General features: G+C 66.4%; 12 protein-coding genes. 8 read left to right on the plus strand and 4 right to left on the minus strand.

What is annotated here, in order from left to right; all coding sequences use genetic code 11:
* The coding region (gene pgi, locus MJ777_RS18965) for a glucose-6-phosphate isomerase (protein WP_239377321.1) at nt 1-1,523 on the minus strand (1,523 nt) is incomplete at its 3' end.
* Between the two features lie 417 nt (nt 1,524-1,940).
* Between pgi and MJ777_RS18970 the strand changes: the two genes are divergently transcribed.
* Nucleotides 1,941-4,328, plus strand: a complete 2,388-nt coding sequence (locus MJ777_RS18970) for a protein kinase (protein ID WP_239311258.1) — start codon at nt 1,941-1,943, stop codon at nt 4,326-4,328.
* Nucleotides 4,329-4,516: 188 nt separating this feature from the next.
* Nucleotides 4,517-4,669, plus strand: coding sequence for a hypothetical protein (locus tag MJ777_RS18975; protein WP_239311257.1), 153 nt, complete (start codon nt 4,517-4,519; stop codon nt 4,667-4,669).
* Nucleotides 4,670-4,683: 14 nt separating this feature from the next.
* Here MJ777_RS18975 and MJ777_RS18980 read toward each other — a convergent pair whose 3' ends face one another.
* From MJ777_RS18980 to MJ777_RS18990, 3 genes are read right to left on the minus strand one after another with little or no spacing between them, the layout of a single operon-like run.
* Nucleotides 4,684-5,640 (minus strand): bifunctional lytic transglycosylase/C40 family peptidase, encoded by a 957-nt coding sequence (locus tag MJ777_RS18980; protein WP_239311256.1) that lies wholly within the window; start codon nt 5,638-5,640, stop codon nt 4,684-4,686.
* Nucleotides 5,641-5,685: 45 nt separating this feature from the next.
* Nucleotides 5,686-6,312, minus strand: a complete 627-nt coding sequence (locus tag MJ777_RS18985; protein WP_239377322.1) for a hypothetical protein — start codon at nt 6,310-6,312, stop codon at nt 5,686-5,688.
* Nucleotides 6,313-6,362: 50 nt separating this feature from the next.
* Complete coding sequence (locus MJ777_RS18990; protein WP_239311254.1) at nt 6,363-6,581, minus strand: helix-turn-helix domain-containing protein; 219 nt, start codon at nt 6,579-6,581, stop codon at nt 6,363-6,365.
* Between the two features lie 200 nt (nt 6,582-6,781).
* Between MJ777_RS18990 and MJ777_RS18995 the strand changes: the two genes are divergently transcribed.
* From MJ777_RS18995 to MJ777_RS19020, 6 genes are all read left to right on the plus strand, one after another.
* A complete protein-coding gene (locus MJ777_RS18995; protein WP_239377323.1) occupies nt 6,782-8,965 on the plus strand; it encodes a hypothetical protein in 2,184 nt (727 codons plus the stop codon).
* Nucleotides 8,962-9,378 (plus strand): DUF6112 family protein, encoded by a 417-nt coding sequence (locus MJ777_RS19000; protein ID WP_239311252.1) that lies wholly within the window; start codon nt 8,962-8,964, stop codon nt 9,376-9,378. The genes MJ777_RS18995 and MJ777_RS19000 overlap by 4 nt, the downstream gene beginning before the upstream one ends.
* Before the next feature lie 99 nt (nt 9,379-9,477).
* Nucleotides 9,478-10,281 (plus strand): hypothetical protein, encoded by an 804-nt coding sequence (locus MJ777_RS19005; protein WP_239377324.1) that lies wholly within the window; start codon nt 9,478-9,480, stop codon nt 10,279-10,281.
* Nucleotides 10,278-11,624 carry a hypothetical protein gene (locus MJ777_RS19010; protein WP_239377325.1) on the plus strand — a complete coding sequence of 449 codons (1,347 nt, stop codon included), beginning with the start codon at nt 10,278-10,280 and terminating at the stop codon, nt 11,622-11,624. Before MJ777_RS19005 ends, MJ777_RS19010 begins: the two co-directional genes overlap by 4 nt.
* Before the next feature lie 7 nt (nt 11,625-11,631).
* Nucleotides 11,632-13,134: an SCO6880 family protein gene (locus MJ777_RS19015; protein WP_239312598.1), complete on the plus strand. Its 1,503-nt coding sequence runs from the start codon at nt 11,632-11,634 to the stop codon at nt 13,132-13,134.
* On the plus strand, nt 13,131-14,468 hold a 1,338-nt coding region (locus MJ777_RS19020), incomplete at its 3' end, for a conjugal transfer protein TraC (protein ID WP_239377326.1). The genes MJ777_RS19015 and MJ777_RS19020, both read left to right, overlap by 4 nt.

Genomic DNA, 14,468 nt, shown 5'->3' on the forward strand with positions numbered 1-14,468 from the left:
ATATTCCAGATCGCACCCTGAGTGAAGACCTTGTGTTCGTAGAGAGCGATCAGCTGACCGAGCCGGAACGGGGTCAGCCGGTCAGCGAGAATCGTGTTGGTGGGCCGATTTCCCGGAAATGTCCGATGCGGGATGATTTCATGGTCCACGCGTTCGGCGGCGACCTGCTCGGCCGTCCTGCCGAACGCCAGTGCCTCGGTCTGGGCGAAGAAGTTCGCCATCAGCAGTACATGGTGGTCCACACCACCCGCACGCACGTCGTGGCTGGCGGTGAGAAAACCGATGAAGTCGGCGGGGACCAGCGCGGTTCCCTGGTGGATGAGCTGGAAGTAGGCATGCTGCCCGTTGGTACCGGGGGTCCCCCACACGACCGGGCCGGTGGGGACAGGCACCGTTCGCCCAGCCCGGTCCACCGACTTGCCGTTGCTCTCCATGTCCAACTGCTGGAGATAGGCGGGAAAACGCCCGAGATAGTGGCTGTAGGGCAGCACCGCATGGGTCTGCGCACCGAAGAAGTCCCGGTACCACAGGCCGAGCAGACCGAGCAGCACCGGTAGGTTCCGCTCGAACGGGGCGGTACGGAAGTGCACGTCCATCGCGTGGAACCCGGCGAGCATGTCCCGGAAGTTGTCCGGCCCGATCGCCAGCATCAGGGACAGGCCGATCGCCGAGTCGAGCGAGTAACGTCCGCCCACCCAGTCCCAGAATTCGAACATGTTGGCACTGTCGATACCGAACTCGGTCACCTTCTCCGTGTTCGTCGAGACTGCCACGAAATGGAACGGAACCGCGTCCGGGCCGAGCGCGTCGACCAGCCAGGCCCGCGCGGCGCGGGCGTTCGCGAGCGTCTCCAGGGTGGTGAAGGTCTTCGACGACACGATGAACAGCGTCTCGGCCGGGTCAAGATCAGCTGTCGCTTCCCAGATGTCGGTACCATCCACATTCGATACGAAACGGAACTGTATCGAGCGGTCGGAGTAATCCGTTAGTGCTTCGTACGCCATGGCCGGCCCGAGGTCCGAACCTCCGATCCCGATATTGACAACGGTCCGGATATGCTTCTCGGTGACGCCGGTCCAGACACCGGAACGGACCTTGTCAGCGAACACCGACATCCGCTCGAGCACGGCATGCACCTGGGGAACGACATTCACACCGTCCACGTCGACGACGGCGTCCGCGGGGGCGCGCAGCGCAACATGAAGAACAGCCCTGCGCTCAGTTGTGTTGATCTTCTGGCCGGTGAACATCGCCTCGATCTGCGCACGCAGCCGCGCGCGCTCGGCCAAAGCCACCAACAATTCCAGTGTCTGGTCGGTTACCCGGTTCTTCGAGTAGTCGAGGTACAGGCCGTCGGCTGCCACGGCGAGTCTCTCGCCCCGGTTCGGGTCATTAGCAAAAAGGTTACGCAGATGGATGTCGGCGAGCTCGGCGAAGTGCTTGTCGAGAGCTGTCCATTCCGGCGTTCCCATGATGGGAGAGGCGTGCTGGACGGCATCGATGGACGGCTCGATAGGCGACATGATTTTTCGGGACCTCCCAGTCCGATGGCCGCGGGCGCGTCGGCGACATGTTCACGATCCTGCATGCCCCACGCGAGGTCCACGCCACCGCGTCACCGACCAGGTCACCGCGCGCGTCACCGGATGAGCCGCGGCGCCGGCTCGCCAGCGGGACAGCGGATGCCCGTCGCGCCGGACGCACAAAACGATTACACACAGCTCCGGGATGGATCCGAAAAGTCATCAACGAGATGCTGTTATGATCTATATCACTGATCTACCAGAGTCACCCATGACCACCCGGAGATGAGCATGTGGCGACAGCCGTACACTCACGACTGAATTCATGGCTGACGGGGATGTCGGTCGTCGGCGTGACCCCCGCCGGGCACGGTCGCGGCGAATGCCGTCCATACGGTGGCGAACGGAAACTGGCCTTTGTTGATCGATCGCTCGCTGGTGCAGACCGCGCTCCCCGGCTACCAGGTCGAAGGGGAACTCGGCCGTGGTGGCTATGGGCTTGTGCTCGGCGGCCGACATCGTTTGATCGGCCGGAATGTCGCGATCAAAGTCCTGCTCGACACCGCCGGCGACGTGAACCTGCGCGCCCGTTTCCTCGCCGAGGCACGGGTACTGGCCGAACTCGACCATCCGCATATCGTGCGCATCCACGACTACATCGAGCATCAGGGCACCTGTCTGTTCGTCATGGAGCTGCTCCCCGGCGGCACGCTGCGCCAGCGGTTGGCGGCCGGCCCGATGTCGCCCGAGGCCACCTGCGCGCTGGGTCTTGCCGCGGCGGGCGCGCTGGATGCCGCGCACGCCCACAACGTCCTGCACCGCGACATCAAGCCTGACAACATGATGTTCGCTTCGGACGGGCTGCTCAAAGTCACCGACTTCGGCGTGGCAAAGATTTTCGAAGGTACCGAGACGACGGCGAGCGGGGTTCTCGGGACTCCTCGCTACATGGCTCCCGAACAGATCACCGGTGGTCGTCTGTATGTCTCGACCGATCTCTACGCGCTCGGCGGGGTGCTCTACGAGCTACTGGCCCGCCGGCCGCTTTTCGGCCGGGCCCTGTCCGTAGGCGCGCTGGTCAACCATCACCTCAATGTGAATCCACCACCGTTGACCGACGTGCCCGAGCCGATCAGTAGAGTGATCATGAAAACGCTGGTCAAGGACCCAGCCGCCCGCTTCCCGAGTGCCACCCAGTTCGCACTCGAACTCGCCCAGGCCGCCGCAAGCACGTTCGGCCCGGACTGGCTCGCCCAGTCAGGTATCGGGGTTCGCCTCGACGACGAGGTACGGCACGCGGCACAGCGCCAGCTGGCCCGGCCGGGCTCGGCCGGCCCGCGGCCGCCGGCGGCATCCGGGTCCGCGCCGAGCGGTCCGCGCGGATGGTCTCCGGACGCTGACCCCTGGGTGCCGCCGGCGACGGACACTCCGCCGACCAGGCTCGCCCCGGAGCAGTTCCCGCCGCGCGGCCAGGGAGCCGGACCGGCTCAGCAACCGCTGGCACAACCGGCCTCAGGATGGTGGCAGGCGAACCCGTTCGTCCCGCCGGCCGGCCGGGGTTTCACTCCGGCCGGGACGCCTGCTCCGGCCTGGCCGGCCCAACCGCAACCAGTGTCCGGCTACCCACCACCGTGGCAGCAACAACGCCCTGCGCAGCCGTCCCAGCCGTCCCAGCCGTCCCGCCGGGCCTGGCTCATCGCCGGTGTCGCGGGCATCGTGATACTCGCGCTGGTCTTCGGCGTCGCGCTGATGACCGCCGAGAACCATCATCGCGATCAAGCCACGCCGTCCGCGACCTACTCCCCTGGTGTGGCCTATGCCGGCCCAGCGGTGACGCTGTCGGGGCTGGACGCCTATGACGTCACCATCGACCGGGCTGGTGCGCTCTACATCACCGACTGGACCAGTCACCAAATCCACAAAATCGGCAAGGACGGGACCGTCACGACCGTCGCCGGCACTGGGACCAGCGGCTTCACCTCGGACGGCGGTCCCGCGAACCAGGCACAGCTCGACAGCCCAGCCGCAACGGTGCTGGACTCGTCGGGAAACATCTATATCAGCGACTCAAGCAACCAGCGCATTCGGAAGATCGATACAAACGGGATCATCACTACGATCGCGGGTACCGGGACGGCCGGCTTCACCGGGGATGGCGGCCCGGCGTCCGCCGCGCAGCTGAACGAACCGAATGGGCTGGCCCTCGCGGCCGACGGCACCCTCTACGTCGCCGACTACGGCAACCAGCGCATCCGGCGGATCAGCCCGAGCGGCGTTATCACGACCGTGGCCGGTGTCGGTACCAAGGGCTTTTCCGGGGACGGCGGGCCTGCCACAGCAGCCGAGTTCGACAACCCGAACGGGCTGGCGATCGCCGCCGACGGCACCCTCTACGTGGCGGATCTCGGCAACGAGCGCGTCCGGAAGATCGACCCGCATGGGACCATCAGCACGGTGGCCGGTAACGGCGCCTACGGCTATGACGGGGACGGCGGCCCCGCGACCGCGGCGAAACTGCGCATCCCAAGCGTCGCGGTCAGTCCTGACGGCATCCTCTACATCGCTGATTACGGCAACCAGCGCGTCCGGCGGGTGACCTCCGACGGTATGATCACCACCGTTGCCGGCAACGGAACCGAAGGCTACGCCGGGGACGGCGGCGCAGCCACCCGGGCACAGCTGTCAAGCCCGACCGGCACCGCTGTCGACGGCGCGGGCAACCTCTACATCGCCGACGACAAGAACGACCGGATCCGCCGGGTCGACTCGAACGGTGTCATCACGACCGTGGCCAGGGCGAAATAAACCCTGACGAAACAGACCAAACCGATAAACCAGCCATCGAGGGCTCCCGACGGTCCGGACAGAAGAGACCACGCGTATTCAGCTGGTTACGCAAACGAGTTATCAGCATGTCGGAACACCGTGGGTAGCGGCAGGCTCCGGTCATCGTGGACGGCGCCCGTCCACCCGTCTTCCCCGCGAGGTCTGGCATGAAGAAGCTCGCACCGGTGTGCGCAATCGCGTTTGTGATCTTCTATGTTGCGAACACACCTACTGACGCGGCCAGTCTGGTCCAGTCGACGGTCTGTCTGCTCGGGAACATCGCGGACGGAATCTCGCACTTCGTCACCGCCGTCGCATGAGAAGCCCCGCACACTCACGGACCGGCGAGCGGACGTGTCACCGCCACGATCGACGTCCAGTCCGACAGGTCCGATTCGACGACTCCCCAGCGAGCGCCCTTCGCCGCGATCACCCGGCCGTCACCGACGTACATCCCGACATGGCCAGGTGCCACGGGCGTACCGTCGGCGCCCGGGATGAACAGCAGGTCGCCGGGCTGGGGATCAACCCCGGACACCGACGGACCAGCCCGCATCTGGTCAACGGTCACCCGCGGGATCGACACCCCGATCTGCGCGTACGCCGCCTGCACGAGCGACGAGCAGTCCCAGGCGTCCGGCCCAGTCGCGCCCCACACGTACGCCTTGCCGAGCTGGGAGCGCATGAATGCCACCACCGGAGCGACGGCGGTGGCCGACACCGGCGCCCCGGTGGCGACGGCGTCACCGTAGACCTGCGCCAACGCGAGGATGGTTCGTACGTAGTTGCGGGTTTCCGGGTAAGGCGGAAGACCAGCGTAGGCCAGCACGGAGCCGGGCCCCGCGTTGTAGGCCGCGAGCATGTTCTCCTGCGAATCGCCAGGCACGGACGCCACGGACGCGGCCACCTCGCAGTCATAACGGGCCGCGGCCGGGATGGCGTCAGCTGGATTCCACACATCCCCATGGCCATGGATCGCCCAGGTCCCGGGCATGAACTGGGCGATCCCCATCGCGCCCACGCCGGACTGAGCGGTCGGGTTGAAGCCGGACTCCTGATGCAGCTGGGCTGCCAGGACGGCCGGGGTGACCTCGTCGCAGCCGGCGTTGTTCGCCGCTTCAGTGATCATGGGCAGGTACTCGGGCGGGATGCCATCCCCGTTGGTGATGACCCGGCTCCGCCCAGATCCGTTGTTCCCGATGAACGGCCCAGCGATGATCACAACAATCGCCACGACCACGAAGACAAACGCGATGACGGTGCCCGTGAGACCGACGCCTGTCCAGATCATCCACCGCCGCCGGCTACGTGCCCGGTCCGCTCCCGACACCATCGTTTACCGGCCCGGCGCATCGCCGTAGGAGTTTGCGAGATCCGCTCCGGCCACCAGCCAGGTGCCGTCGGGCTGGCGCAACAACGTCAGCAGCGGGTTCGACACGGTCTCCACCCGGTCACCGGTGTGGTCACTCACAGTCGTGCGACGCACGTTCAGCAACAACACCACCCGGCCGGTGGCCTTGGTGTCGACACCGCCGAACGAGGATGTGGCCAATACCACGACCCTGGACCGGGTGCCGGCCGCCTGCAGGTCGAACCAGGCCCGGTCCGCTCCCGACGCGGCGCCTTCACCCAGGCCGTCCCCGCCGAGCTGGGCGAAGAAGTCCGGGGTCATACAGTTGCGGGCGCGCGCCAAGCCCGCGTTCGGCCCGCTGTCGGCTCGCGCGTCAAAGGACTGCCAGCGAACGAAACAGTCCGCGGCCACGCTTGCGGGATCATAGGTATCCAGCGGAGTGGGGGCCGGTGCTGAGGCAGTGGCGAGAGGAGGGCCGGGCGGTATGTTCGCGGCCGGTGGCGGCCCGGTCACGGGCGGGCCGGTGGTGGCTCGCGTCGCAACGTCACGGATCGCCGAACAGGCCGGCATAACACCACCCAGCAGCACCAGCGCGGTCACAATCACGATCATCCTGGACGCCTGCCGGGACAGCGTCGACTCGACGTGCGAACCGGGAGACATCACTCCCGGCCGTCCAGCCAGTCCCGGACCCGGCCGCGGCGGACACGCCACTGGTGACCTATCTTGCGGGCCGGGATCTCCCGTTCAGACAGGAGCTTCAGCACCGTACTCTCCGAGAGCCGCAACCACGCGACAAGCTCGTCGACCGTCAGTACGTCATCGTCCGCGGGATCCCTGCCTGCCGCGAACGCCGCCACTGGGACGCCTTCCTGTGCCACGCGACGACCCCCTTCCCGAGCACATCGTCGCTGGCGCCGGAAGTTACACCCATGCAAGCCACCGTGACGAGTCCTGAAGGGGGCTTGTCATACTTGAACTGCTCGTGTTACATCGATCCGTTCAAAGCAGAAACCAACCAACCACAAGTAGCGGTAATGGGCATCAAGCAGCCGGAGACTACCACGGAGGTCGACAGCGCGTGACCGATGTGTCGCAGGGACCGTACGATGAGGACGGTGACGCACGTCCCGTCTCGTTGATCGGCGCCCGGATACCCGCGTCGACCCCACGTCCAGCCTCGACGACCCGTGGCACGCCCCCCACCGAGCCGATCCCGACGCCCCGATCCGCAACCGCGGCCGGCGCTGGCGCCGGTGCGGACACGGCGAACGGCCGGGTGGCCGGGCGTCGGCGTCGCCGCTTCCGCGGCGGCCCGACCGACGACAGCCCCGCTTCGGTCGACGATCCCCGCCAAGCCGAGACATTCCTGCTACAGGACGAGACAGCTCAGACACAAAAAGCCACAGAGTCCACACCTGCCGAAGTGATCGATGCCCCTGGCGGGATCGGGCCCGCGCTCCCTGAACAGACAGCGATCCCTGAACAGACAGCGGACCGTGAGCGGGCAGCGCCACAGGCGGAACCGACGGCGGTCCCGCCTGTGGCGCTGCCCCCGCCCACTACCGTGACGCCGACAGCCCCCACGGTAGTGGCCCGACCATCCGCCGAGCCGAACTCGTCACCCCCTCCAGCGGACCCGGATGCCGCCGAAGGCCTGCCCACGGCCGTGCGTCGGGGCAGCCAGCGGCGACGTGAGCGTGATTTCTCCGCGGCACCGGAGGCCCGGATCCCCGGGCCGTTGAGCGGGCGCCGCGGGCGCGACAAGCCGCGGAGGCCGAACGGGACCACGACCGACGCCCAGGCACTGGCGATGGAGACCGCCGGATCCGGCGCGGCGGAATCCGACGAGCCCATCGGGCCGCCCGGTCAACACGTGGACGAGGCCGCGGGCCCGCTGGCTGCCCCGGCTGGGCAGAAGCCCTCAACAGGATCGACAGCGGAGCAAACGCGTCTTCCCGCGGTGCCCGCACCCCGGGCCAGCCAGGACCTGTGGCCGTGGCAGGAGCCATGGGCAGACGTCACCGCCCTGGAACCGTGGGAGGAGATTCCTGTCCGCGAGTCCCTCGCGGACAGGGCCGCCGCGCCGTTGGCGGGCTCCTGGCGGGTGGCGATCGCATCACTGACCGGCGGCTCGGGCCGTACCACCGTCACAGCGATGATCGGTCTGACTCTCGCGGGCATCCGCGGTGAGCCCGTGCTCGCCGTAGATCTCTGCGACGATCTGGAACACACAGCGACCCCGATGGGCCTCGCCCCGGACAGCACATCCGGGATGTCGCTCGCGGACCGTGTCGGCGCATACCCATCGGCCACTGTCAGTGATCTCGTCGCGGACGCCATCTCCTACCGGGCCCGTCGGGGTGGAGCGACTCGGCCGGTCAGCGAACTGCGCTGGCTGATCAATGGTGGCGCCGACGGAACCTACCTGAGCGGGGACGCCGCGGGTCTGGACGTCCTGCCTGCCTGCCGGCCAAGCGAACCGGCAGCGCCGGCAGCTCCCCGGTCAGGCAAAGCACGTGTTACCACCTCAGCGCCGACCGACCAGGTCGCGGCACCCCCGCCCGCGCTGGTGCCAGCTGGGATGCCCGGCCCGCTCACCCCCCAGGTACTCGCCTCAGCCTTCGCCACGCTGGGAGTCGCGTACCCGCTGGTGCTCGTCGACACCCCACTCGACTGGAACTCGCCGCTGGCTTCGATCACACTCGGCGATGCCAGAGTCATCGTCCTGGTCGTACCAGCACTTCCCGGTGATCTCACCGAAGCCGCGGCCTCGTTGCGTGCCTCAGGCGGTCTGCGGGCAGGCCACGGCGGCCCGCCTCCAGCGGTGATCGTCGCAGCCGTATCGGTCCGCCGGGGGCGATGGTCACCGCAGACCCGGTCGGCCGCGGCCAAACTAGCTCGACGGGTGGATGCGATAGTCCGTATCCCTTATGACGCGCGGCTGGACGACACTGTGACAGACGTAGCTCCCGCCCGTCCGGGAAACGGCCCCAGCCGTAGGGACAACGCTGGCCGGGGACAGCGCAACAGCGTGCCGATTCCGTTCTTCCGGCTGCGGTGGCGCAGCCGGCGGGCCTTCCTCCGACTGGCCGCGACCGTTGTCGACGCCTGCCGTGACCAGGATGACATCGGCGTCGACAACGATGAGATCGGCGACACAGCCACCGCGGCAACTTCCGTCACGCATGATCGGATTGCAGCTCCAGGCGTATCATCCGACGATCTGCGCGCCGACCTGGCCCCAGGAAGGGAACAGCAATGATCGTCCAAGCCACGACCGCGCAGGTAAGGGTCATCCTGGCTCAGGTCCAGATCAAGCCTGACGACTCCAAAGCGCCGGGGATCAACGCGCTCAAGGACCTCGTCAACGGTCTCGCCGCCTACGCCGTGATCGCGGCCGTCGCCGCAGTACTCCTCGGTGGCATAGCCTGGGCACTCGGCGAACGGATGGGCCTCGACCGTGCCTCGGCAATCGGCAAGGGTGGCGTACTCGCCGGCTTCGGGCTCGCCTTCCTCGTCGGGGCCGCTGCCGCCGTCGTCAACTTCTTCCTCGCGACCGGAGCGACCGCGTCGTCCGGCACCCCCGACCAGCCCAAAGCGCTGGACAGGCCGGCTGCTGTGCGAATGCTCGACCCTGGGGACCACAACCAGGCGCCCTCGCCATGGCCGTTCTGACCGGTTCTTGGCATCCCGACCGGCTGATATTGGGATAATGGGTCGACTGTCGTCGCCAGAGCAGTCACGTCCAAAGCCGTCACGCCGAAGGAGGGGACGTTGGTCAACCAGGATGGTTGGGCCACACGCCGTCTCGCTGGCCTCTTGGCGGCCACCGGTGTGGTGACGATGATCGCTGGTGTTCTCCTCGGCCGCTACGCCTTTCCCGCGCCGGACGCGACTGCCACCCAGCCGCGAGGGGCCGAACCTGTGGGACGCATGCGGCCGAGTGCCGAGGCCTCCAGCACCGTCGTGGCCAGACCCAGCGAGGGGAGCGGCACCGGGACCAGCCCGCCCCAGGCCCCGACACAGACCGGGCGTCAACTGCCGGGCATGCCGACTCGCATCAACGAGTTCGGGATTCCAGTCGGCTACCCCCACACCGAAGCCGGAGCCATAAGCGCCTGCGGTAATTACGTTTCAGCAATTCAAGATTCAAGCATGCGAAGCGGAGGGGGAATTCGCCTCATATTCAAATCAATTGCCCTAGAATCCAGCATTGAACCCCTGTCAAAAAAAATAATAAACTCTAATGCAGAAATAGAAAAAAAGTTCTCCATTTCTTCAATAAATGATCCGAAATTTGGCTTCTCGCTCCGAGTTGTTGGATATAAAACTATTTTCAATAAAAACGATGAGGTGACCGTCTCAATTTGGTCCACATCTTCAATTGGAGTTTACGGCGACAACAATTCAGACCTGTCTCCACAAGAAAAATGGGGGACGGATATTTGTAAAGTATCATGGAGCAGTGAAGATTGGAAACTTTCCGAAGCAACCGACGGGCCGAGCACACCTCCTATCACAAGTAGGGAAGCAGAAGCAATTCAACGGTTTACCTACATAGGAAGGCCGACAACGTGAGCGCGGTGGCCGCACGAAGCGGACAACTCCTCGCAATCGGATTCAATCCTCTTGCTGGTATCAGGGATGCCGTTTCCGATAATGGTGGCAATTTCCTGGGGTCGGTGGGCGCCGCATTCGCGAATATGGCGGCGGATCTTTCCTCGTCCGTGTTCAGCTTCGCCGCCCAGAAAACCGCGATCGACCTGAATCAGGATTACGTCGTCAGGAACTACAATATCGTCTTTGGCGTGGCGATCCTGGTTGTCACAGGCCTGTTCATGTGTTCCTGCATTATCGGCGCCGTGCGCGGGGACCCGTACATTCTCGGCCGCGCTCTCGCTTCCACCGGTACCGCGATCTTCGGTTCCTTCATCGTACTGGCCCTGTTGCAGATGGTGCTTTCCGCCAGCGACGGCATCTCCGAGGCATTCGGCGACGGCGCACCGCTGGGCGCGAGCCTGGTGGCCCAGCTCCGAGCTCTCCCGCAACAGGGAAATTTCGCTCTCGACATGGTTCTGTCGCTGCTTGTCGCACTGTTCTCGTTCGCGCTCTTCCTGGTTCTCTACATCCGCGAGGTGGCTATCATCGCGGTCGCGGTTTTCATCCCGCTGTACCTGGCCGGGCAGCCGGCGATGTCGACCCGCAACTGGCTGAAACGGGCCGCGGAGATTCTCGCCGCGCTCATTTTCACCAAGCCCGTCATCTATGCGATTTTTACCTTGGGCGCGAGCATCGCCAGCGACTCAACCGGATCGGCCACGGACCAGACACTGACGATTCTCAGCGGTATTGTGATCATGGCTGCCGCGGTGTTCTCGCCACTTGCGCTCCTCTATGTGATCGGGATGGCCGACGTCCAGGTGATGCAGGCGATCGGCACGGCGGGCAAGCGCGGTACAGCGAGTTTCGGCCATGGCGCGGGCGCGCTGCTCGGCTCATCATCGCGGGAAACCTTCCGGGGGATCGGCGGGCGGTTGCAGAGCCGGCAGCGTAACGGTCCGGGAGCGGAGACGGGCCAACCCGTAACCGGGGATCTCACTCCGGTCGGTGCCATGGCCGGGGCGCGCAACCGGCGCGGCTCCGGCGTCGGCCCGGCAACGCGTGTCGGTACCCCGACCGCCCGAGCAGGTCGAGCCGGTGGTGGCCAGCCAGCCCCGGCCAGCTCCGCGGGTGGTTCCTCCGTAGCCGCCCCCGCGAGGGAACGCGCGGGCACCTCCGCGCGCTCCCCACGCACCCCGGTCCCCCGAGCTGTCCCGCCAAGAGCTGCCCCATCCACCGGATCGCCCGCGATGTCGCCATCGTCGGCGTCTAAGATGAGCACCCCGACGCCACCGATCCACCCCACCGCCGGAAGAAGCTGAGCGGGGCGTGGCCGCCGAACGCAGTTACCGTTTCGGCCCGCTGGAACGCGGCGGGATCCTCCTCGGCATGCGCTGGCCACAGCTCGGGCTGATGGTCGGAGTAATGTTGTGCATCCTTGGAGCGCTGCGGTCCCCGGTCATACTCGTTCCTGGCTGGATCGCACTGGCGGGCCTACTGGGGTTCGTCGCATTCGTTCGCGTCGACGACCGTAACCTCGACCAGTGGGTGCCGATCCTTTTCGGTTTCACGATGCAGAAGGTGATGGGCGAGACGGTGTTCCGTGGGGCGTTGTTCCGGACCGGCGACAACGCCGACCACCTCTCGAAGACCGCGTTGCCAGGGCCGTTGTCGTCCCTGGTGATGCTGTCGGTACCGGTCGGTAACGGCCGTTACGTGGCAGTTGTGAAGGACGCCAGGCGGGGGACGTTCACCGCTGTGTTGCAGGTGCAGGGCAGCCAGTTCGCATTGCTTGAGTCCGGCGACCAACAGGCCAGGGTGGACGCCTGGGGCGAGCTGCTGGCGGGGTTGACCGTCGGCGGTGGGCGGCTCTCGCGCATCCAGTGGCTGGAGCGCACCCTGCCGGACTCCGGTGACCAGCTGCAACGGCACTGGCGGGTGCGAGGGCATCATGACAGCTCGTGGGCAGCCCAGGCGTACCAGGAAGTTATCGACGCGGCCGGCCCGGTGGCACGGCGCCACGAGACCTTCCTGTCGTTCCAGCTACGCACACGTGACGTGCGCCGGGCGATCCAGCGCGCCGGGAACGGTGATCACGCGGCCTGCACTGTGCTGCTCGGTGAGCTGCGAACCATGGAGGCCGCGCTGGCCAGGGCATCCATCAACACGGTCGGCTGGCTGCCACCGCGCGCTCTGGCCGCGGTGATCCGCACCACCTACGACCCGTACTCGATCGAAATGATCGACGCACGCGGTGGTGCCGCGGCGGACCGGGCAGGCGGGCTCGCGGGGCTGCCCTCGGGCATCGATCCAGCGATCGCCGGCCCGGTACGCGCGGTCGCCGCCTGGGATCACTACCGCACTGACTCCGGCTTCCACACCACTTATTGGATCAATGGCTGGCCGCGGGTCCCATCTCCCGCGGCGTTCCTCGCGCCGCTGCTCATGGAAACAACCTGCCGGCGGACAGTCTCTCTCGTCGTCGAGCCGGTGCCAGGCCGCAAGGCCGAGAAGGCGGTCAACCGCCGCCGGATGGCTCATCTCGGCGAGCAACAGATGAGAGACAAGGTTGGCAAGGTAACGACCCAGCGTGACATGGCGGAAGCCTCCGAAGTGGAACGCCGCGAGCAGGAGCTCATAGCCGGGTTCGGCGCATTCCGCTTCCATGGATTCGTGACCGTCTCCGCGGACGATCTGGACGGCTTGGCCGACGCGTGCGGCGAAGCCGAAACCTTGGCGTCGCGCAGTCGGCTGGAGATGGTCCGGCTGGTAGGCGAACAAGACCAGGGGTTCAGCGTCGCCGCGCTTCCGCTGGCAGTAGGGGTGTCATGACGGTCGACCGGTCAGACGGAGCCAGAACGGACCGAGAAGCCCAGTATGAGCAGGAGGAGTCACGCCGGAGTGAACGTGCGGCGGCGCGGGCTGAACGAGCTGCCGTGGGAGCCGAACGTGCGGCGATCCGACGGGCCCGAACGGCGCTGCGCCGGGGCGAGCAGCCGCCGCGGCTGGCCGGGCCCCACGCCGGCAGGCTTTTCCACCGGCTACGGCTGCCATCCCATCTGGAGACGACCGCTCAGATCGCCGGCATCTACCCGTTTGTTGTGGATGCCGGACTCAATGCCCCCGGAATGTACATCGGGCGCCATGTCTGGTCGGGTGACTCCTTTGTCTTCGACGTGTTCGAGCTCTACCGCCAACAGGTCATCGAGAACCCGAACTTCGCGGTGTTCGGCTCGGTCGGATCACGCAAGTCCTCCCTGCTCAAGACCCTGATCTCACGGGGAGCCGCGTTCGGTTACCAGGCTGCCGTTCCCTGCGATCCCAAAGGGGAGTACACCAGGCTCGCACGACGGCTCGGCTGCGAGCCGACCTACATCGGCCCGGGACTGTCAACCCGGCTCAACCCGTTGGACGCTCCGCCTCGGCCGCCCGGTATGACGGACGGTGACTGGGCCCGGGAACTCAAGCGGGCACGTTCGGCACTGCTATCCTCACTGATCGAAACCGCGAAAGGAGTGCCGCTCACTCCGTCGGAGCACACCGCCGTGGATCTCGCTCTCGATGTCGTGACCCGACAGATCACCGGTGCCTCCACTGATCGGCAGGCGGTCCCGCTGCTGCCGCACGTCCTGGACGCCATGACGAACCCGACGGACGCCGACTGCTCGGGGCTGCCGGTAACCGCTACCGAACTGCGGGATTCTTCTCGGGACGCGACGCTGACGCTGCGCAGGCTCACTCATGGCGCGCTCGGCGGGCTCTTCGACGGCCCGACCACGTCCCCGCTGGACTTCGATCGGCCGATCGCCGTGCTCAACCTCGAACGGGTCCAGGGTTCTGACGAAATGATCGCATTGATCATGACTTGCGCGCAGGCCTGGATGGAAGCGGCGCTGATGCGTCAGGATGGCGTGCAGCGTTATGTCGTCTATGACGAGTGCTGGCGACTGATGCGCTTCGCGGGTCTGGTCCGACGGCTGTCCGCGCAACAAAAGCTCGCCCGCCAGTGGGGCTGCGCGAACGCGATCGTCGCGCACCGGATCTCAGACCTGCTCTCGGCGTCGCCGGATTCGGTCGAGGTGGCCAAAGGCCTGCTCGCCGAAACGGCGATTCGCATCCTGTACAAGCAGGCATCAGATCAGATCCGGGAAACCCACCGGGCGCCC

The sequence above is a fragment of the Protofrankia sp. Cj5 genome (assembly GCF_917627405.1).
Taxonomy (GTDB): domain Bacteria; phylum Actinomycetota; class Actinomycetes; order Frankiales; family Frankiaceae; genus Protofrankia.

Coding starts and splice junctions, on each gene's coding strand:
- MJ777_RS18975 (WP_239311257.1), top strand. CDS start 4,517: ATGAAGAAGCTCGCACCGGTGTGCGCAATCGCGTTTGTGATCTTCTAT.
- MJ777_RS18980 (WP_239311256.1), bottom strand. CDS start 5,640: ATGATCTGGACAGGCGTCGGTCTCACGGGCACCGTCATCGCGTTTGTC.
- MJ777_RS18985 (WP_239377322.1), bottom strand. CDS start 6,312: ATGATCGTGATTGTGACCGCGCTGGTGCTGCTGGGTGGTGTTATGCCG.
- MJ777_RS19000 (WP_239311252.1), top strand. CDS start 8,962: ATGATCGTCCAAGCCACGACCGCGCAGGTAAGGGTCATCCTGGCTCAG.